Genomic DNA, 22,302 nt, shown 5'->3' on the forward strand with positions numbered 1-22,302 from the left:
ATGAAGCTACAAAAGCCTGATGATTCCTTCATGCTAGGATTATGTCTGTTCATTCGAAAAGTGCATTTATCAATACATAGAGCCCAATATGAAGATTGGGAGAGTTTGACTGCTTACTTGAATGCAGATAGTTACATTAACAAGATTCTTGGAATGATCGAGTCGAAGCATGACTTTCAAGAAAATGATTTGGATACGAAAATCATAACAAGGGAAGAGCTTGTTCATAGGGGCTTTCTAAACAAACTTGGTGGTTGTGCAGTTCTAACCAGGAAAGAAATTGTATATATATACTTAAAATTAGAAAATTTACGTAATTTATTAATGCAAAAAAGTTCTCCGAGTCGAAATGAATTAATTAAAATACGTGTAGATTTTTCATATGTCGAGTTAATGCTTAGGGCTAAGTTGAGGAAAAAATATTTAACTAAAATTGATTATATAGAACATTTTAATCAAAATCCTAGTTTGCATTGTAGTAGTATAGAAGATTTAGCTGGAGCTGAATGGCTCGAAAAATATTAGTTTAAAGTCTGATAAAAAACCAAATAAAAATAAAAGTAGGATATAAAGGACATCCATAAAATTGACTTTATTTTTCTCCTTTGTGATAATCCCAAACCATGACTAAACCTCGCTTCGAATAAGTCTCAATCGAAGATACGCCGTTTTATCACTGCATGGTCCGCTGTGTGCGCCGTGCTTTTTTGTGTGGTGATGACCATGAAACCGGCGAGAATTTCGATCACCGCAAACAGTGGTTGGTCTCCCGTCTTCGTTTTTTATCCTATGTTTATGCCATTGATATTTGTTCTTACGCGGTGATGAGTAATCATTACCACGTGGTTTTGTATGTGGATAAAGGTCGTGCTAGAGACTGGAGTCTGGATGAGGTGGTCGAGCGTTGGTTGCAGTTGTACAAAGGCGATAAGTTGATTCAAAAATGGATTGCTTTTCGTGCGGAGATGTCTAAGGCAGAGCTAAAAAAAGCTGAAGAAATTATCGAACAATGGCGCGAACGATTAACGTCAATCAGTTGGTTTATGCGCGGCGTAAATGAAATCATCGCCCGCATGGCCAATGAAGAAGACAATTGCAAAGGTCGATTTTGGGAAGGGCGCTTTAAATCTCAAGCTTTGCTTGACGAGCAGGCGTTGCTTACTTGTATGGCCTATGTTGATTTAAATCCAGTTCGTGCGGGTATTGCCGATGATCTAATTGATAGTGATTTTACTTCGATTCAGCAGCGTGTTTTTGATTTTGTTAGCATTAAAAGTACAGTTGATAAAAATTCAAAACAGGAAAAAAATCCAGATAACTCAGTACAAAAAACCAATCTAAATTTAACAAAGAGTAATCAAAAGCGAATTCAATCTAAAGTTAAAAAACAACAAAAAATAGAAAAATTACTTCAATTAGATTCTCTACCAAAATCTCATCTAAAGCCACTTCACGGCAGTGCGCACACTGATATTGCTGATGCCATTCCAATCACATTTGCTGATTATCTAGAACTGGTCGAAACTACCGGGCGCTGTATTCGTGACGATAAGCGTGGTTTTATTTCCGATACATCCGACAAAACTATTCATACTCTTGGTCTTAATCCTGATCAGTGGATTACACACGTTAAAAATTTCTCTTCTTTATATGCATCAAATGCGGGCTCAAAAAAAGCATTAAAAGCTAAGTCAGAAAAAAATAATAAACGTTGGTACAAAGGAATTGGTTTGATTGCTTAATCAGTTGCAATCATTAAAATTAATCAGTCAACTTTCCGTTTTCCAGTAAATGCCGGTATCGTGCTTTAAGATCATTTATGTCTTTTGATTGCCAGTCGTCACCTTTTGCGCCGTCGATTACTAATCTAGCTTGTTGAGTTATATGCTCTCGACGATTGGTGTCTTTAGCGACGGTGTATATAGAATCTAATGCTTCTAATAAGCGAATTGCTACTGAGGGTATATTGCGGCCGTTTTGTCTTATTTGGTTAAAGGCCGCATCTAGCAAGCCGACGAAATCAACTTCTTGGCGAATTAGGCGAATTTTTTTTGTACTGTCAAAACGATAAATACCAATTAAGGGTTTATCGGCGATTTGCCTTAAACCACTCCCAAGCCAATCGATACATGAAATAGCTGTGTGTGGATCATTGATACCCGGCGATAACGCACGTACCGCGACTTCAACCAGTTGACTAATTCCGTACTCAGTATCTTGATCATCGGTTCGGCAAAAACCGATAACAAAGTATTTATCGAAATTTTTCGCTGTGCCAATCTTCCAACGCTTAGCATGAACAAAAGCCAAAGGCTCACCGGCATTTATGAATTTACCGGGGCGGTGACAGAGTTTGATCACGCCATCATAACGTTTTAATTGTTGAACAATTCGAGCCTCATCAATGGCTTGCAGATAACCACTGCGATGCGATTCGATGGTAAAGGTTTCCGATAACGGCCATTGATCTGGAACAGGTGCACTCTCTTTTAGTTCCTGCCCAGAATCATCGATAAGGCGTCTAATAGATGCCATAGTATCAATTGCCACAACTCGCACTACGTGTTCCGCGCGAATGGTGGAGCTGACGTGATGAATAAAATAAATCAATACAAAGATACTTATAATTGCTAATAAAAGCCCAATGGAAGCCGATGCAGCAGGCGGATAATCCACTGTGCCACTAACATTCCCTAACGCCAGTAAACAATACAAAAATGTCGAGACAAAAGTACCCAAGACCACCTGATTACCGGTGTCTCGCATAAAGTTCATTAACAATCGCGGGCCAAACTGCGAAGATGCTAGCGACAAAGCAACCATGGTGATGGAAAAACTAACACCGGCGACGGTAATCATCGATCCTGCTACGATAGATAATAAGGTGCGAGCGCCTTCAAGGTCACCTTGATAAATTAACCACGAAGGCCAATGTTTATGAGCTTGATGATGATAAAGCTCATCCAACCAATTCGCTAATACCGCCAAGCCAAAGGCTGTCAGACTCATTAGTGAAGGCAGAAACCAAAGACTTTCTCGCAATCGGTATAAAAAATTGAGTAGCTGGATGGTCAAATTATTTCTCCACAAATGGGGCTATTGCGCCTTTCTTTTTACTCATTTAAGTGCAACGTATGATGCTCATTCACAAGATGATAACTCATTGTTATTGTTACATCGAAATATTTAAATTATTCGTATTAAAAAGAGCGATCAATCTTATTTTTGAGAGAATTTTATATGAGGGATAAACCTAATGAAGCAGAAAAAATCTGCAAGTTAACGCTTTATTTATTTGTCTAATTTTTGCTCGCTTATTCTACTTATTTATAATGTCGCAATTGGAATCTTCTTGGTTGTATGACAGTATAACTAACTTATTTATTTAGAAGCTCTGATTAACTCCGAAGTCATATAATTAGAACTCATAAATGGAAGGCACAAATTAAATAGAAATCAGAAGTTGAATGCGCGATTTTTAATTTTTTGCTAATTTCAATCACTTGCAGTTCTTGAAATTGGCGACACAGGCGGACTCTCTAGGTTAACAGAGCTTCCTTTACTATGAGCGTGTACGTGTTTTTAAGGCGATAATTGGTTAACTGTTATGAGCTTAATGATTAAAGTTTTCTGTTGCTTACTTGTGCTAGGTTTTGCTGGGCTTTTTGTGCTTAAAAGTCCAAATGGTACGCCTTGGTTGTCGATCAGTGATTTTATGCCAGACACTCGTTCATTGGAGTCATCAATAAACGATCTCGTGCCTAACGTCTCTAGTGATGATGAACGCGATAGCGTGCCTGTCTACAAATGGCGTGATGCTCAAGGTAATTGGCAATTTTCAGATCAACCTCCAAAAGGTGTTGAAGCTGAATTAGTCACCGTTGATACAACCATTAATCGTAATTTATTACCGGCGCCAAGTCGGAATGTCGAAACATCTTCTACGACGACAAACAGTGGTGGAGCGACCTTAATTAGCAATAAAAGTTTATCACCCACGACTGTTGCTCCTACCGATATTCCAACGCTCATTGATGATGCTAGAAATGTTCAAGAATTAATAGATGGTCGTCAAGATCGACTGGATTCTGCGATAAAGAAATCGGAATAATATTGTCAGAAGCTAAAAAAATATTGCAATATACTTACTGAGTCTGGTGTTTAGGTAAGATTATTGTGATTTTAAAAAATTACAATGGTGAAAATTTTAATTAAAGATAATTGATTATTAATCTATTGCGATTTTGTTTTTTGCAGTATGTTCAAAATTCACTCATTTAAATGTAATGGAAATCGGAATCTCTGATTAAACCAAGAGTGAATTAATCAGAGATTCCGATAGCAATAGATAAGTATTAGAAAAAATATTTGATGTAACAATTAAGGTTGGGCTGGCAAAACCCCAACCTTTGGCTAATTATGGTCTGTTTAGCGCTATTTACAACCTATCCATTAACTCAATATCTGCACAATAGCGTTCTGATTCTTTCATCCAACAAATATTAACCGAATCCGCTTGAGAGGATAATAGCTCTCTGAATTTAACCATATTTTCAGGCGTTGCGGGTTCATTGTTAAAAGACAGGATAACATCGCTTGCTCTCAAGTTTGGCTGTTTTTCAGTGAGTTTCTCATCTGTTGATTTTACAATGTAACCGTCTTTATGTATTAGCGTTCTTAACCCAGACCGACCAGCTGTAATAGGTGTATCAAATGTATTATTAGGTTTAATTAACATGTATTCGCCTTGATAATTAAATAGAACATTAAATTTAGAAAATAATCCCATACCAATGGCGCCGTGAATACTTGAATTTCTTTTGTTTGGAGCGACACTAAAATCTGTAAAAGTACCTATAAGCTCTTTTACTTGAAAACCACCGATGTCAACATATGAGACCAAGCCGAGCTTAGTTTCGAAAACACCATTGAAACCACTAGACTCTATGGTGAGTTGATCTTCTGGGAGTTCAATTTTGTCATGCGCGCTAGGCGAAAGGCTTATTGAACCGTTCGAACCGGTATCAAGAAGAAATTTGAGCTCTAATGGTAAATTTTGGTCTTTTAGCAATACCTTACTTTTTATGTAAATCAATCCACCGGATATTTCTAGAGGCATTTTTACCCATCCATTATTTAATCTATCGTGGGAGATGCTTTCAAACTCATCAGTCTCGTAAAGAGTAATGAGAGACTGATCATGATTAATTTCTACTACAAGGAAATTAAAAAGATCGTATCCAAGAATTCCGTCCAAAAAAGCTTCATCTAAACTTTTGAAAAAAGGCATATTTTCTAACGTAGCATTAAGAATCGTTTTATTTATTAACACTATATCACCAGTGCCAATATCCACGTTGTGAATAAAACTACCCTTGGAACCTTCTCCATTCCCGCCACCGTTAATTGTTAACTGTCCCTGTGTGACTAAATCTAGATCAGTGGTTTGGTGAGACTCTAGCAACATAGAAGCTGCTGCCCCTGTATCTAATATAAATCCTAATTTTTTACCCCCATTTAAAGTAATGGGGATCACAATCCTATTGTCGATATTTTTAAAAGGAATGTGGGTTACCCGGCTATCCGTAAGCCATTCGGTAGTATCGTTACTGCTAGATTCTTTCCATTGTTTGTAATCACGATTTACACAGCCTGCTAGCATTAATACACATGTTAATATCGATAATCCGCTACTGATTTTTTTCATTTATTCAGGTCTCTAATTGTAAAAAAAAGATTGTTTTGAATTTTTAAGTAAGTTTTGCTTTATTGATGTTCGTTGCTAAGTCTAGAGTTCTCTTGAAAATCTTTGGGGTTAAAAAAGCTATATTTTCATCCGAGTTATCGTCGTCGATTAAATAAAACAGATAGTGATCAATGTAAGCTCATCCTGTTTGAGTTTCTCACGTTAAATGGTCGTGAAAATTTAACGTTCAAAGAATTAATTGATTTTACTTTTTTTGTGGTAATGCTTAAGTATTAGATTGGTGCTTTAAATCTCTATGTTGTTAAATAAATAGGATAAATCTAGAGTGATAAACTTTTTTATTAGTGTGAATTTAATGCGCTTTAATGAAAATCATATTTTGAATATTCTATCAGTCAGGCTTAATCAAAACTGAATGTTCAAAAATGTGAAATATTGCTTTTTTTGATATTTTAACCGTGTGGGGTTGTTCTGAATAAACCGAGATGAAGTGAGTGTTAAAATACCGAGAGTGATTAAAAATAAGTCGTCCAAAATTTAATTGAAAGAAGAGTTCTAAGTAGTTTCGATGAGTTTGGCGCTTCTGGAAGATCTAGCGGTGTTGCCAATGGTAAGAACGGCGAGATTAGAATTGCGGTTGTGTTGGAAGTCGCAGTTTAATTGTTTTATTAAATTAAGTGTGAAGTAATCAGAGGTTGGCACAAATAGTTTAAAATCTGATATTAATTACTCAATAACATCAGCTCTATTTTATTTAGTTGCAGCTTTCTATCACTCCAGGGTAGGGGTTTAATTGATTGTCACAGGATATTTGTGCAATGGTTTGTAATATTTCTACAACGTTCACTATTTTTAACGTTTTGGCGATATCTACGCCTACGTGTTGATCAAATTCTCTGGTTAATACCTGTGGTAAATCACTGTTCGGCCTGCTTTGCTGAATAATCTGTGTACTTGTCTTTGTTAAAATTTGGTTTGATCGAAGGTTGGAGGATAACAAACATCATCGCTAAATGCGAAAGCATTAACGCTGAATATTAGGCTTGTGAGAGCCATTTTTTTCATCATATCTTTTTCCGAATTAAATAATTTATGGAAGGTGATTTTTCTATCCCGGTATACAACGTTAAACAATGAAAGTTGGTTTTCATAAGAAGTTTAATTAAGTTTGAATATAAAAATTTTGGACCGGAATAGCTAAAAGCGGCGATAGAGTCTGCTCTAAAGATTGTGTGCACAGGAAAAGCCAGTTAACTCTTAGGCAGCTAGGTGGTAAATTGTTTTTTCGTTGGAACAACTGCTTAGGCGGCAGAAGAAATGTTTTGGAGTGCAATCGAATACGATTATTGGCTATTTTATCGGATTTATTTGAGGAGGTTGAAATAGATGAAAGTTATCTGGTTGACGTACCCAAAGATGAGAGAGTTCTAGAGGACGGAGGTAAAATAGCAGTTTTTGTCAGTTTCCGCCGTCGAATTAAATTATTAATGAGTTAATTAACGGCTATTATAGATGTTTAATACGAATATTTACGATAAGTGATACCCAAAAAGCTCTGATAAATTAAAAAATTAACCAGAGCTTTTAGGCTTTTTTGCAGTAATTTAATTCTATTATGTACTTTGTTTGTTAAATGGTGTGCGAGTGTTAACTCAGCTTTCTGTGGTTTTAACCATCGCATGTAATTTAATATTTTGAGCAGAAATTTCTCGCTCTACATCTTCTACAAAATCAACCATGCCTGCAAGAATGGCTTTGTTGTATTCTTCGTCACTGTTTTCAAGCTCGGTTTTAGCCGCCATCATATCGGCCAGGGCTGATTTTGATTTAGCCATTAGTGTGTCTAGGTGAGCCAGTTTTTTCTTAGTCATTTCCATAACTTCTTCAGAGGAGTCGGATTTTGTGCCTTCTTCAACGGCTTTGCGGAAATCGCGAATGTTTGAGTCGTATTCGTTGATGGCATCGAAAGAGCGATGAACAATGGCATTTAATTTAATGACGGTTTCACGAGTAAATGCTGGTTTAAAATCTTGTGGTAGCAGTTCAACAATTTGCTTGCGCGCAACAGTGTTGCTTGCTTCTTCGGCGATTACTGAATGAGCAGTAAAACCTGTGGTGACCAATACTAAAATAAGTAATTTGATAAATTTCATAATCAAAAGCCCTGAATAGCATATTGATGTCGAATATGCGGTTTAAAACGTATAAAAGTCTCTGATTAACGCCTTTCTAATTAACGGTTTAATCAGAATAGAGAAATTGAAAACGTGCTTTCAAAATTAGTCTCGATTTCAATATTTCATCATTATTGATAATTAGCGGCGCATTTTGTGTCTACAGAAGTTTGTGTTAATCAAAGTTCCTTAAAAATAAACCGACCTTGCCAAAGACAAGGTCGGTATCATTATAACTAAGATGAAAGAATCATAGTGTTACAACGATCTGGTTCTTACCATTTTTTACCGCGTTTCTTTTTAGGTTTGAACGCATCAACTTCGTCAAGCAAGTAACGGCCGATTTGTACACCTTGGTTTTGTCCTTCGATGTTATCGAAGATCCAGTGCACACCGTTGTAAATACGACTGATACCATTTTGCTCTTGTGCTTCGGTTAAAGTATCAAAGCGAACAGGCACGAATGGGCGTGGTGCGTCTGGGAAGAATGGATCGAAACCTTCGCCGTTATATTCATCAGAAACGAAAGTGAAAGAATGATCATCACCGAAAATGTCACGTAGAATTTCGAAGGTTACACCACCGAAAGTTGCGTGACCGCTTGGGTAAGATGGGAACGGCGGTGTTGGACGCAACGGAGATGTTGTGTTTAATACCGAAATACCAACTGGGTCCCAAGTGACATCTTGTTCAGTTGCTGGGTTATCGTCTTCTGCACGAATACCCACAACAGGACGCCACATGTTGTAGAAGAATTTACTGTCCCAGGCAGAAATACCCGCATCAGCCAAACCGATGTTTACCATGGCAAGAACACGTGCAAGCTCAATGGGTTGGTCGGCGTATTCGGCGTTCGCTAACTGCGCAGTAATTTGGTTGTAAATACGTGGTGGTACACCAATTAAAGGTACACCATCGTAACCCCAGTAGTTACCGATGAAACGAGTGTCATCAGAACTGGTGCTAACCGTGTTTAGGTTGTCTGGAGAACCACCCAATGCTGCTACTTCCGCGTAAGCGGCTGCATATTCTGCTGAATCGGTTGTTGGTGGTGGTGGAATACGGAATTGATCACCTGAATCTAAGAAGAAAGGTGTTACTTCACCCCAGTAAGCGCCAAGAGCAAGGTTAAATTCAAAGGCTTCTTCGGCAGTGTTAGGATCGGATTGCCATTCACCGATAAGTGACGTGCCACCGTTAACAGGTGTACCAAAATGAGTGGTGTTGCCGTCTGCTACAGCGCCACCTTCACCAAAATCTGGCTCGGTACGGTTCGATTTGTCGTTTTGACGAATGTCACGCATCGCTTTGTAAGATTCAATACCAACGCGCTTACCTAGTTTAAAGCTAACACGTGGAGTGAATGATTGAATGCGTGTCACTTCTTCATCTAGAATTGCGTTTAAACGTTCTTCTTGAGCTGGGTATAAGCGCATTAAGGTGCTGTATGCTGCGTAGGTGACAGCTGCGTCAGCAGAAGCAAATCGAGGCGCTTTTAATCTTTTCGCAGCGTATGAATTGTAGGAGCCATCAATTGCGTTTAACGCATCAAAAACGGCTACTTGAACCATGGCTAACGCACGACTGGTACGAGTAGGACCGCCTTGACTCAGTGCTGGGAAAACACCTTCTTCGGTTGGCGTGTGGTCAAGTGCTACAGAATCCAAAGCCACTTTGTGCCAGAAGATAATGCGAGCAGATAAGCTCTCATCACCAACACCATAATAAACATCGCCATAATTCGCACCGGCTTTTAGGCGGTGAAATTGACCCGATTGAATGGCCGATTTACTTAATTTACCAATGTAGCCAAGCGCTTGAGATTTTGTTTGACCACCTACATCGTGATTTTCTTGATCAGCAAATGCAGGTGTAGCTGCCATCGCAATTGTCGATGCGATAACCATCGCGGATAGTTTTTTCATCATACATTTAGTCCTTTCCATTAGACAGATGATTTTTTTAATTTAATTTCCAGCTTTATTGGTGCAATAAATCGATATTTTAATTTTAAAAAATTAGAACGTTCGAAATTAATTGCAAGATCAATCAGAGGGAGACACACATGAGTGAATGACTAAGCAGTACTTAATAGCTTAGACCCTTTGGATATTATCATGTGATTTGTTAAAAAAAAGACTGGTGGAAATTTCAGCTTTTTAACGAGGTGATTAAATTGAAAAAAATCCTAGCATTTTCGTTATTAAATAATTACCAATGTAATTATTTGTAAACTAAAAATGTACATTTTTTGGTATCCATTCGACATTATTTTTAAATTTTAATCTTCAAATAATCCATTTTTTTTATTACTGGGAGTGTAAGAAGTATTGTTTGAATTTTTACATACACAAGGTATACATATCTTAACTTTGGAGATGTTTTTTAGACTTGTTGCTTTTTATGAAAAAATTAGTACTTGCCTTTTTCTATTTTAAAGCGAGGAAAAATGTGAGTGTAACTGCGAAGTCTTTAAAGTATAAGGTTTAAAAAGTGTTTACCGTTATTGATAAAAACTCGGTTTTACTATTTTTTGTACGAGATTTAATTTGAGCAAATTTATTTTTGGGTAAAAAATAAATGTTAAGTAATTGAAAGGCGTTGTTTTAAGAAAAGATAATGATGAGGATTTTGAATAGATTTTTAATCAAATAATGGCATCAAATTCATCAATTTAATTCAAAGATTCACAAATAATTGTATTTTTTCAGACTGTTTTTTTATGTCTTAAATACGCCATGATGGTTGATTATTTTCTTATTTGCGCCACGTATTTATAAGAATGTCAGAAATTAAAGATGTATTTTTATTTCTTGTTTAAATTTTTTATGTTGTTACAGAGTGTTTGTGTTGGTTATCGATATTTTGCGCGGATCTTATTAAGCTAGATCTGGTGATTACCGAGTAACTGTGGTTAGAAGCAATTCTGTCATATTAAATTCAGAGAAAACTTAAAGAATCTATAACTATGGAGGTTTTCTTGGAGTTGTTATTTATATTCATAGTTTATCTGCTCGATTGTAGTATTTTATTGATAATGAGAACAGATTTTTATGCTTTGAACGTTCGAGACCTTTCTTAATTTTTAATTGAATGTTTTTTTTGGGTGATGTCTTTGGCGGATATTTTATTGTGCACAAAAAATCCTCAGCCAATAAATTCTCAATCAATAAATCCAGTTAAATTAAAAATTGTTTGTGAAGACAATTCTTATAATTACCAGCTCCTTTTTAGGGATTGGTAATAACTTAAAGTTTTATGGGTCATGTATCGGAAACTTATCTACCATAGTGCTGGCTTTTTACCATTATTTGTAACAATCCTTGTGTATTGAAAGTGTGTATTGAAAGTGTGTATTGAGAGTGTGTATTGAGAGTGTGTATTGATAGCGTTGATTGACTGTAAAGACCTGAGGAAACGGATCTTTGATTTAATCAGAGGTGCGCTAATTAGAGTTCTCAATAAATTCTGTGAAAGAAATCAGGTTTGACTGGGCGGCGAAAATGTCCGCTGCTTTTAGCGATCCGTAAATACTAAGATGTATTCCGTCTAACGAATAGGGCAAACCTTCATCTGTCAATAACTGCTCTTGTTTGTTTGGGCCAAACATCTGAATGCGATTAATGAAGTAAATATTTGCGTTGTTATTTGCTAAGTTTTCCAATTCGGTATTGAGAGATATCGCTAGGCCATCTCTCTCTTCAAAAGATAGAGGACGTTGATGATAGATGGTTCTTAAAATTGCGAACCGGTCCAGAATTGGCGTTTGTGCCATTAATACAACTTTTTTATTTTTATCTTCAACGAGAGATTTTATGAGCGCTACGCTTTCATCGTAAACATTATCTTGAACTAGCTTTGACCACACCGATGATAAAATAATGAAATCATATTCTTGGTAGTGTTCAGATAAAAATTTGCGATTATATAAACACTGCGCATAAGCGGGGGTATCTTTGGTCCATAAATAATTGTCGCTTTGTGATGGATAACACCAGTTGGTACTCACAACATTAATCTTTATGTTCAATTGTTGGCCGATTTGATTCCAGAATGGTTCAAAGCTCGCTGTGGTTGAGTCACCAAAGAGAAGCGCGGTGTATCTAGGATTGTCTATTTGGCCAATATTGCATGTAGTACCTTCAATTCCCACGGGCAAGCGTCTGTTTGAATCTACGCTGTAAAAACACCAGCCATTTTTGTGTTGAGCCAACTCAAATTTATTGTCTAATACTTCTGGCAGATGAAATCTAAAGGCTAAGCCATCGGTTTTTTGGGCGATAATCGAGGTTCCTAGATTGGCGAAGACCATTGCTAAAATAATGAGATAAAAGGGTTTACTGGCGATTCGCTTTTTGTCGCGCAGTGGTGATTCTATATATTTCCAAGATAATATTGCGAGTAATAGAGTCGTTATAATTAAGGCAATACCAATACTTGTTTGATGCGTACTGTAACCCAGTTGTCTGGCAAAAACGTACAACGGTTGATGTATAAGATAAGCGCTGTAGCTGATTAAGCCGAAGCCGACAAGAAGCCTGAATTTAAAAAATGCCAAGAGGAATTTGGATTTGTCGCAAAACAATATGAGTAGTGCGCTTCCGGTGGTAGGAAACAGTGTGTAAAAAGAGGGATACAGAAACTGTTTTTGAAAAGTAAATAGCGGTACAACAATCAGTAAAAATCCAATGAAGCTCAACAGATCTGCATTGTTATTGGATAATTTGTTACTAAAGGCTTGGAATTTGCCATCGAGCATTGCAAGAGCTATTAATGTACCGTAGAGAAATTCCCACATTCTGGTTGGTAGAAAATAATAGTTTGCGGTCGGTGAGTTTATGGCCCCCCATTGGCAAATCAGTAAACTTATCAAAAAAAGAGCAGTAATAATTGGTGTGAGATATTTAGGTAGGAGTTTTCTAATTAAGATTATTAAAATCGGAAAAAATAAATAAAATTGAAATTCGACCGCTAAACTCCACGTGTGCAAAAGCGGTTTTAATTCTGCCTCGGACGAAAAATAATTGGCGTCTAGCCAGAATACAAGTTAGAAACAAAAGTAGATGCGGAAAGATTACTGATAGCAAAGCTTTCCATATCTAAAGGAACAAGAATAAACCAAGCCGGTATGAACGTTAGAAATATAATGGCATAGAACGCCGGGGCAATTCTTCTCATTCTACGATCGTAGAAATTCTTAAAAGAAAAGCGCTGTAAATCAATATCATTCAAAATGATATTGGTTATAAGATACCCGCTTAGCACGAAAAAGATGTCAATGGCAATAAAGCCACCGCTTAACCAGCTAAAACCTGCGTGATACATCAATACCAGTATTAGCGCCAAACCACGCAGACCGTCGAGTTCTTTTCGATAACTCATTAAGACACTGGAAGTTGTGGGTTGTCGCTGAGTGTTAAAGTCCATTTTATACTTCCTACTGTGTAGAGTTTACAGGAGCTGCATTTATGTAATTGAATCAGCAATGCTTTGACTTTGGTTCTATTCGTTCTTTGATGAGATTCGATGCAACCTTTTTGCACATTTGAAGCGTCTGACGAAATATCTCTGATAATTAATGGATCTGAACTATAACTATGAGAACTGTAAAGCTTATAACTTTCGTTATTTTTGTTGTACTGTCTGCTTTTACGAATGCAAAAGTCTACACTTTAAAAGGTAAACCTGAGGTAGGCTCGCGCTTTAAAACCAATTTAGCGACGAGTTCGGTACCTTTCGATAAACGTTACAAGCAAATGGCTCCAGAAGAGCAAGCAATTATAAGAGCTAATTATGAAGACCTTGGTGAAAATGATTCGCCACCTTTTCCCAATAAAGGCTTGAAATCAATCTATCTACCACTAATTAAGTACCACAAACTTAACTTACGTGAGGGAGATTTGGTGGCAATTGCCACTGTGAGTGCTAAAGGTGTTGCGGAACAAGTGCAAGTTTATTCGTCTCCTAATCAAGCTATGACAGAGTTTATTATTGCATTGTTATTTGAGACCAAATTTGATCCAGGGCTTTGTGACGGTAAGCCCTGTCAAATGGAGTATTTAATAGACCTAGGGTTAAATGTGGATTTCAATTAATGAAAATTGTTGTTTAACACTTAAGGAACCTCTGATTAACTTATCCCTGATTTAATCAGAGGACAGAAATTGAAAATGCGATTTCCAATTTCTTCACAATTTCAATCACTTACCGTTCTTGAAATTGGCGACACATCCTTGTGTCGCTGGAAACTCTAGGTTAATCAGAGTTTCCTTAATCCATCTCGCCTCTAAGATTATCCTCGAACATTTGTTTTATGGTGTTCGAGGATAGCTCTTTCGACAGCAAATAGTGCAATTTTGCCAAGCTTGCCTCAAAAGTCATATTTTTTGCAGAGACAACACCGAGATTTTTCAATGTATTGCCGGTGGCGTAACTTTGCATGTCTACACCCCCTTTTAAGCATTGGGTGCAATTAACAACAATTGTGCCGTTGTCGATAGCATGTTTAATTGCTTGAATGAATTCTTTGCTGTTTGGTGCATTACCAACGCCGTAACTGATTAGTATTAGGGCTTTAACAGGCTGTAATACCGCATTTCGAATAACTTCGGCCTGTATTCCCGGATACAACATAATAACGCCAATTGCTTGCGATTTAATATCAGCAACCAATAGCTCTTGATTAATATTGTCTTTTACGACGCCTTCAATGGGTTTTATTTTAATACCAGCCTCCAGTAACGGAGGTAAATTCGGAGAATTGAACGCCGCTAAACCATCGGAGTGGATTTTTTTGCTGCGATTACCTCGCAAGAGTTTGTTATTAAAAAATAAACCTACTTCGTGTATAGGATAGTTTGCCGCGATATACAGCGCATTCAACAAGTTTGTTTGACCGTCCGACCTTAGTTGTGCAATCGGAATTTGCGAGCCGGTAACAACGACAGGTTTTGATAGGTTCTCGAACATAAATGACAGTGCTGAAGCCGTAAAAGCCATGGTGTCGGTACCATGAAGAACAACAAAACCGTCGTATTTTTCGTAATTTTGGCGAATATCTTCGGCAATAATTTGCCAGTGCCGAGGAGACATGTCGGAAGAATCTATAAGTGGCTGATATTCGTGTAGCGTATAGTCTGGCATCTCTTCATGTGTTAGCTCGGTCATAGCGGCTAAAGTATTTGCCAAAAAACCAGCTTTTGGAACGTATCCTTGTGCAGACGGCTCCATTCCTATGGTTCCGCCGGTGTATGCAATATAAATGTGTTTTTTCACAAAAATTAAGTCTGTTTTTATTTGAGTGGATCGAGACAATTGCGCTGTAAAAGGCAATGTTGTGGTGTTTTTTTGTGAAGCTAATTTCAAATAGTCATTAGTTTCGAGTGACGATTAATTTCCAGTAGCCACAGAGTCTTTCTAAATAACTAGCATATCATTATGTAAGACTTTTCTTATGAAGATCTAGCATTACCGTAATGGTCAATTAAGATTTTCCTGCACTGGTCGATAAATCTCCTAAACTTTTTTAAAAGCCCTTATTAAATTTTGCGCATTTTAGGATTTTTCGTGAGCAGCAGCCACATAAACTCAAATATTCTTCGGCATTGGTTAGCAGCGGCATGGCTGTGCTTGTCGATAGCAGTGTTATTAACTACTAATATTGCTTCGGCACAGCAGCCGGCGGATGTTCGGTTGGTTGTTGATATTTCCGGCAGTATGAAACTTAACGATCCACAAAATCTTCGCCAACCGGCGGTTGATCTGCTCGTTAAGTTACTTCCAGAAAACAGCAAGGCTGGTGTTTGGACCTTTGGACAGTATGTAAACATGCTTGTACCGCATAAACCAGTGGATGAAAATTGGGCGAAACAAGCGCAGACACTTGCCAAGCAAATCAACTCTGTTGGTCTTTATACCAACATCGGCGAAGCATTGGATAAAGCCGCCTATGCCGCAGAAGCTGGCGGAGACTATCAAACTAGCATCATTTTATTAACCGATGGCATGGTTGATATCGATAAAAATCCAGCAATCAACGAGAAAGAGTGGCGCAGAATTGTTGATGAGGTAATCCCAAAGTTGGCCGCTGCCGGAATTCATGTGCACACCATTGCTCTTTCGGATAATGCAGATAATACACTTCTAAGCAAAATAGCGTTGAGTACTGGTGGTCGAGCCGCGGTCGCGAAAACCGCAGATGAGTTGCTGAAAGCATTTTTGAACGCCTTTGATCAAGCGGTTCCCGCCGAACAGTTACCGATTGATGGCAATAGCTTTTTTGTCGATTCCAGTGTCGAGGAATTTACCGCGCTGATTTTTAAGCAAGACAAGCTGCAACCGAGCACGATTATTGGCCCTGACCAACATAAATACAGTGCGCAGTCGGCAACTTCGGAAGCCGATGTCAATTGGCATTCGACGTTAGACTATGACTTGATCACCATTCAACGACCTCTTGAGGGTGAGTGGATTGTTGATGCGAGCATTGCTCCAGACAGCCGTATTACGGTGGTAAGCGATTTAAATTTGATCGTCAAACCCTTACCTGCAAATATTTTTACCGGACAAAACCTTTCGGTTGAACTAATGCTACAGGAAGAAGGTTCAACAATCTCAGACGAAAATTTCTTACAGTTGCTCAATATTGGTGTTGAAATCACCAGCGAAAGCGACCGTTGGGTTGAGAGTTTGAGCAACGCCATTCCAAATGATGGTATCTATAGAACCACTTTAGAAAAATTTGCCACTGCAGGTGATTACACCGTAAAAATTCTGGTTGATGGCAAAACCTTTACTCGTCAATTTAAACATCGGGTAACAGTTCGCGATGCTTTTTCTATCACAGTCAAACAAAAATCCGAGCAATCAAACCTCTTCAAAATAATTGCGTCTCCTTTTTTGCAGACGTTGGATTTGGATAAAACCAACGTAATTGCTCGCATAAAAAGTCCTAGTCGACAAAGCAAAATAGCGCCATTGGTGCTGGCAAAAAATGATATTTGGCAGTTGGAATACGAAGCAAAAGAAGAAGGTACTTACGAGTTGTCACTGTCGATTGATGTTGTCGAAAAAGACGGTAGTCGCTCAACCTTTGAACCCAAAGCCATGTCATTTAGTTATCCCGACGGCAAGGTTGCCGAAGGGCCCATGGCTGAACCTAAAATCGAAGAACCTTCCGATACGCAAGAGGCCGAAGTGCCTCCTGAGCCAGAGCCTAGTGGTACACCTTGGTGGGTTTACGCGGCCATTGGCGGCGGCAACCTTTTGGTCTTTGCGTTGGCATTTATCGCTTATCGCATGATTTTCGGAAAAAAATCGGCCGATGGTGAAGAAGCTCCAAAAGAGAAAAAACCGAAGAAAACCAAAGAGAAACCTGCAAAAGAAAAAGAGAAGAAAGAAGAGGCACCAAAAAATACCGCTAGTACCGACAGCGCAGCTTTAGCCATGGCCGATATTTCTGACGATAACGAAGAGGTGGATTTGGAAGCTCTGATTTCGGGCAGCGATGATGAAGACGAGACCGACGCTCAAGGAATGGATATTTCAAGCGACGAAGGCTTGGCCGAAAGTGGTGAAACCTTTGATGAATTACCAGAGGCGCCTATGGACGACTTAGATGCTCTTCTGGCCGACGCGGAAGGCGACGAATCCGATGCCGACGAAGAGTTTACGTTGGATGACTTCTCTGGCGATGAAAGCCTCGGAGATTTAATTGGCGATGACGGTGACGAGGAGAAAGATAAGAAAGCCTAAAACGTTTCCAACATAAGGGTTCTGACTCAAAAATATCTAGAGGAAGCTCTGATTAACCCAGAGTTTCCAGCGGCAAAAGGATAGGTCGCCAATTTCAAGAACGGTAAGTCATTGAAATTGACAATAAATTGGAAATCGCATTGTCAATTTCTGTTCTCTGATTGAATCAGGGGTGAGTTAATTATAGATGAGTTAATCAGAGGATCTTCTTGAAACAGTTACCAACGTTAACATGTTGAACCCAGCAAGGCTTAGAATGAATCGCAAATCGGTTTTACCGTTTTCATGCGGCCGTATTGACTGATTATTACCCTTTTCTGAGACAAGGTTTGCCTTGTTCGTCTTTTCTCAAACTAATACTCACCTATTTTCGTAGATCGAATACCACGAGATTTACGTTCCTTTCGGTATAATCACCTGTTAATAGATCATTCAACTCGTATTGGCTGACCGTTTCACGATTTAACGTTGACTCAATGGTTATCAATCGAGCAAAACCCAATATTGGTAGACAAATCATCGATGTCTGAACACGAAATACAAGAATTTACGCCTGACTTTGAACGCGTATTGAACAAAGATAAATATGGATTACAAAAGCTCTGGCACGAGGTTCAAACTCGTTCAGCCGAGCAAAAACCGGTCGACCGTTTGTTCGATAAATTGAAATCTGGGTATGAAGTATCTAGTACTGCGGTTGCGCTTAAGAAACAACTGTTGCCGAATATTGAGTTTCCCGAGCAATTACCGATTTCGGAGCGACGGGAAGAAATCGCCGAGGCCATCAGTAAGCACCAAGTGGTTATTTTGGCCGGTGAAACCGGTTCGGGTAAAACCACTCAATTGCCGAAAATATGTTTGTCCTTAGGTCGAGGCATCAACGGTGTGATTGGTCATACACAACCGAGACGCTTGGCGGCAAGTACCGTGGCCAATCGCATTGCCGAAGAACTTAATGTTGAACTTGGCCAAGGTGTGGGTTATCAGGTTCGATTTAACGACAACAGTACCGATCAAACCTACATTAAATTAATGACCGACGGTATTTTACTTGCTGAAATTCAAAATGATCGTTACCTAAATCGTTACGATACGTTAATTATCGATGAAGCTCATGAACGCAGTTTAAATATCGATTTCTTGTTGGGTTACATAAAATCGATTTTGCCAAAACGCCCGGATTTAAAAGTCATTATCACGTCGGCGACCATTGATTTGGAGCGCTTTTCAAAGCACTTTAACGACGCGCCCATTATTGAAGTGTCCGGCAGAACCTATCCGGTCGATGTTCGTTATCGACCCATGATCGACGATGAAGACGATCAGTATCAAGCGATAGTCAGTGCCGTTGAAGAATTATTACACGAAGAAAAAAGTCAAGGTTCCAGCAGTCGAGGCGGTGACTTTTTAGTGTTTTTAAGCGGTGAACGAGAAATTCGCGAAGCTGCTTTGGCCCTGCGTAAAGCCGATATTCCCCATCTTGAAGTTTTACCCTTGTATGCGCGACTCAGTTTGGCCGAACAAACTCGTGTGTTCAGTAATCATCGTGGCCGACGCATTGTCTTGGCCACCAACGTTGCAGAAACCTCGGTTACCGTGCCAGGGATTCGTTACGTGATTGATCCGGGTTACGCTCGTATCAGCCGCTACAGCTATCGAACCAAAATTCAACGTTTGCCGATTGAGGCAATTTCTCAAGCCAGTGCCAACCAACGCAAGGGCCGCTGTGGTCGTATCAGCGCGGGTATTTGCGTTCGTCTTTACGAAGAATCCGACTTTCTCGCTCGCCAAGAGTTTACCGATCCAGAGATTTTAAGAACTAACTTGGCGTCGGTCATTTTGCAAATGTTGCAGCTGCGACTGGGTGATATTCGTCATTTTCCGTTTATTGACTCTCCCGATAGGCGCTTAATTAACGACGGATATAACTTACTGAGAGAATTAAAAGCCGTTGATGATAAAAATCGAGTAACCGAATTAGGTCGCAAAATTGCTTCATTACCTATTGATCCACGACTGGGGGCGGTGGTTTTAGAGGCAGATAAACACCAAGCGTTAAAAGAAGTTTTGGTGATTGTTAGTGCGCTTGCCGTGCAAGATCCTCGTGAGCGGCCCGCCGATAAACAACAAGCCTCTGATGAAAAGCATCGCCGCTTTTGGCACGAAGAATCCGACTTTTTGGCCTATCTTTCACTGTGGGATTACGTAGAGCAGCAACGCCAAGAGCTGTCGCAAAATCAACTGCGTAAGCTGCTGAAAAAAGAATTTATTTCTTATTTACGAATGCGTGAGTGGCGGGACATCCATCATCAATTGCGAGTGGCTTGTAAACCGTTAAAGCTCACAGAAAATGCCGCAGAAGCTGGTTACGACGTTATTCATCAGTCATTATTGGTGGGTTTGTTGGATTATGTCGGACAAAAAACCGAAAATAACGATTATCTTGGAACGCGTAATCGCAAGTTTTCTATTTTTCCCGGTTCTTCGCAATTTAAAAAACGTCCACAGTGGCTGTGTGCGGGCGAATTGTTAGAAACCGCAAAGCTCTATGCGCATAATGTTGCTAAGGTTGATCCGCTGTGGATTTACAAAGCCGGTGAGCATTTAGTAAAACGCAATTATTTCGAGCCGCATTATAATCCCAGTCGCGGGCAAGTAATGGCGTATGAACGCGTTACCTTGATGGGTTTAACGCTGATCGAAAAGCAGCGCATTAATTATTCGAGCATTAACGCAAAAGAAGCTCGTGAAGTATTTATTCGCTCGGCACTTGTGGAAGGTCGTTATTTAGAAGCGAAAACGTCGCGAAATAAAAAAAATACCAGCTCCGGGCCAGGTGAGTTTTATCGCTACAATACCGCGTTAATTAAAGACGTTATCGATTTAGAAGCAAAATCTCGTCGAAAAGATATCTTGGTGGACGACCAAGTTATTTTTGATTTTTACGATCAGCGAATAGGCGATGAGGCGGTTAATCTAGCAGCTTTTGAGCATTGGCGAAAAAAAGCCGAACTCGAAAATCCAAAAATATTGTATTTAAGTCGTGAGCAGCTCATGCTGCACGCGGCAGATGATATTACCGAAGTGCAATTTCCAAGCTCTGTGACGTGGAATGGCGTCGAGTATAAAGTCAGCTATCATTTTGATCCTACCAGTGTCGATGATGGCGTCAGCGTACATATTCCCGTGGCCCTGTTGCATCAAATTCCAGAATTCTCTTGCCAATGGCTTGTGCCCGGAATTCTTAAAGAAAAATGCACAGCTTTAATTAAAGGCTTACCAAAACAGTGGCGAAAAAACTTTGTGCCCGTACCGTCATTTGCCGATCGAGCTGCTTTAAATTTAATTCCCGGAAATACGCCACTCACTGATGCTTTAAGTGAGCAATTATTTCGATTAACGCAGGTTCGCGTGCCAAAAGACGCATGGGAGTCTATCCAGCTAGATCACTACTACCAGATGAATTTTAAAGTGGTAGATGATCGTGGTAAGTTAATTGAGCAAAGCCGTGATCTTGAGCATTTAAAAGAAAAGTATCGTGAAAACGTCCAAAAAACTCTGCAAACTGCCGGTCAGTCGGTTGAGCAAACGGGTTTAACGCAATGGACGTTTGGTGATTTACCGCAAACTAAAAAATTAAAACGTTCGGGTGTAAATATTTCTGCATTCCCAGCGTTGGTCGATGACGGTGATTCTGTGTCACTGAAGATGCACGATAATCCCGTCGAAGCCGATTTATTAAGTTTGCGCGGTAGTGTTCGCTTGGTGATGCTCAAAGAGCATCAAATGGTTAAATATTTAAAGAAAGAATTATTGAAGGGCAGAGATATTGGTATTGTGGTTACTTCGCTAAAAAGCAGAGAAGCCGTAACCGACGATATAATTGCTGCGGCCATCCGTGAGATTATTTTTCCTGATGGCGTACTTCGCTCCCAAGAAGCGTTTGAAGAAAGTATCGAACAGCATCGCCATGGCATTATTCCTCGCGCTATTGAAATCGAAAAAATATTTTTTGATTTGCTTGGACAAATGGTCAGTATTAAAAACGCGTTAAAATCGAACAAAAACGCTTTAGCGTTAACTTGGGCGGCTAATGATATTAAAAATCAATTGGATGCTCTTATTTATCCACAATTTTTATACGAAACCAAATTCGAACAATTCCAGCAATTTCCGCGTTATCTAAAAGCAATTGAGGTTCGTATTGAGAAGGTGGTGTTAAACGTTCAGAAGGATAAAAGTTTTATTGCCGAAATCGACGAGCACTGGCAGCGTTATAAAGATCTCTTAGCAAAAAAAGGCTCGATCTGGTGTAAGGGTAACGAGAGGGTAGAAAGCTACCGTTGGCAAATTGAAGAGCTAAGAGTTTCGTTATTTGCGCAAACTCTAAAAACGCCACAGCCTATTTCTTCAAAGCGACTCGATAAGCTGTGGCAGGAAATCGTGACCAATTTGTGATAACAGAGACATGTTTCTTTGACGGCTTAGTCGTATATTTTGTGATGTTAGTCGTTAATTTTGAACAGGTTGATTTTGATCACAGCCTACCGTTTGGTAAGCCAATATGATACGGCTTCAAATTTAAGTGGTTAGATCAAAAAACACTCAATCATGTTTTGAAATTGTGATATTTTTTGTACGAACTTTTGTTTGTGGCGGGCTATCAAA

Annotated in this window: 13 protein-coding genes and 1 pseudogene; 6 read left to right on the forward strand and 8 right to left on the reverse strand. The window is 39.1% G+C overall.

What is annotated here, in order from left to right; translation table 11 throughout:
- Positions 1 to 525, forward strand: a complete 525-nt coding sequence (locus ACYQ28_RS13430; RefSeq protein ID WP_460050891.1) for a hypothetical protein — start codon at positions 1 to 3, stop codon at positions 523 to 525.
- 182 nt (positions 526 to 707) lie between these two features.
- Entirely contained in the window at positions 708 to 1,742 is a 1,035-nt protein-coding gene (locus tag ACYQ28_RS13435; RefSeq protein ID WP_460050989.1) for a transposase, read from the forward strand.
- A gap of 19 nt (positions 1,743 to 1,761) precedes the next feature.
- Here the strand turns inward: ACYQ28_RS13435 and ACYQ28_RS13440 are convergent, their stop codons facing one another.
- Positions 1,762 to 3,075, reverse strand: coding sequence for a DUF2254 domain-containing protein (locus ACYQ28_RS13440; RefSeq protein ID WP_460050889.1), 1,314 nt, complete (start codon positions 3,073 to 3,075; stop codon positions 1,762 to 1,764).
- 532 nt (positions 3,076 to 3,607) lie between these two features.
- Between ACYQ28_RS13440 and ACYQ28_RS13445 the strand changes: the two genes are divergently transcribed.
- A complete protein-coding gene (locus tag ACYQ28_RS13445) occupies positions 3,608 to 4,111 on the forward strand; it encodes a DUF4124 domain-containing protein (protein ID WP_460050887.1) in 504 nt (167 codons plus the stop codon).
- A gap of 327 nt (positions 4,112 to 4,438) precedes the next feature.
- On the opposite strand, the gene ACYQ28_RS13450 is transcribed toward ACYQ28_RS13445, so the two are convergent.
- From ACYQ28_RS13450 to ACYQ28_RS13475, 6 genes and pseudogenes are all read right to left on the reverse strand, one after another.
- On the reverse strand, positions 4,439 to 5,707 hold the full coding sequence (locus ACYQ28_RS13450; protein ID WP_460050885.1) for a retropepsin-like aspartic protease: 1,269 nt from the start codon (positions 5,705 to 5,707) through the stop codon (positions 4,439 to 4,441).
- A 1,652-nt stretch (positions 5,708 to 7,359) separates the two neighbouring features.
- Positions 7,360 to 7,860 (reverse strand): hypothetical protein, encoded by a 501-nt coding sequence (locus ACYQ28_RS13455; protein WP_460050883.1) that lies wholly within the window; start codon positions 7,858 to 7,860, stop codon positions 7,360 to 7,362.
- Between the two features lie 296 nt (positions 7,861 to 8,156).
- The gene (locus tag ACYQ28_RS13460; protein ID WP_460050881.1) at positions 8,157 to 9,809 is read right to left on the reverse strand and encodes a vanadium-dependent haloperoxidase; all 1,653 of its coding nucleotides are present in this window, start codon (positions 9,807 to 9,809) and stop codon (positions 8,157 to 8,159) included.
- Between the two features lie 1,517 nt (positions 9,810 to 11,326).
- On the reverse strand, positions 11,327 to 12,193 hold the full coding sequence (locus ACYQ28_RS13465; RefSeq protein WP_460164719.1) for an SGNH hydrolase domain-containing protein: 867 nt from the start codon (positions 12,191 to 12,193) through the stop codon (positions 11,327 to 11,329).
- An 87-nt stretch (positions 12,194 to 12,280) separates the two neighbouring features.
- Positions 12,281 to 12,880 (reverse strand): annotated as a pseudogene (locus ACYQ28_RS13470) (acyltransferase family protein); the annotation flags it as partial.
- A 32-nt stretch (positions 12,881 to 12,912) separates the two neighbouring features.
- Positions 12,913 to 13,308 (reverse strand): acyltransferase family protein, encoded by a 396-nt coding sequence (locus ACYQ28_RS13475; RefSeq protein ID WP_460050879.1) that lies wholly within the window; start codon positions 13,306 to 13,308, stop codon positions 12,913 to 12,915.
- Positions 13,309 to 13,478: 170 nt separating this feature from the next.
- Here ACYQ28_RS13475 and ACYQ28_RS13480 point away from each other — a divergent pair, with 170 nt between their 5' ends.
- Positions 13,479 to 13,976, forward strand: coding sequence for a hypothetical protein (locus ACYQ28_RS13480; protein ID WP_460050877.1), 498 nt, complete (start codon positions 13,479 to 13,481; stop codon positions 13,974 to 13,976).
- A gap of 175 nt (positions 13,977 to 14,151) precedes the next feature.
- Here the strand turns inward: ACYQ28_RS13480 and ansA are convergent, their stop codons facing one another.
- Positions 14,152 to 15,156 (reverse strand): asparaginase, encoded by a 1,005-nt coding sequence (gene ansA / locus ACYQ28_RS13485; protein ID WP_460050875.1) that lies wholly within the window; start codon positions 15,154 to 15,156, stop codon positions 14,152 to 14,154.
- A gap of 291 nt (positions 15,157 to 15,447) precedes the next feature.
- On the opposite strand from ansA, the gene ACYQ28_RS13490 reads away from it, so the two are divergent.
- Entirely contained in the window at positions 15,448 to 17,634 is a 2,187-nt protein-coding gene (locus ACYQ28_RS13490; protein WP_460050873.1) for a VWA domain-containing protein, read from the forward strand.
- Positions 17,635 to 18,156: 522 nt separating this feature from the next.
- Positions 18,157 to 22,092, forward strand: coding sequence for an ATP-dependent RNA helicase HrpA (hrpA, locus tag ACYQ28_RS13495; RefSeq protein WP_460050987.1), 3,936 nt, complete (start codon positions 18,157 to 18,159; stop codon positions 22,090 to 22,092).
- Positions 22,093 to 22,302 lie beyond the last annotated feature (210 nt).

This window comes from Sessilibacter sp. MAH1 (assembly GCF_054658315.1).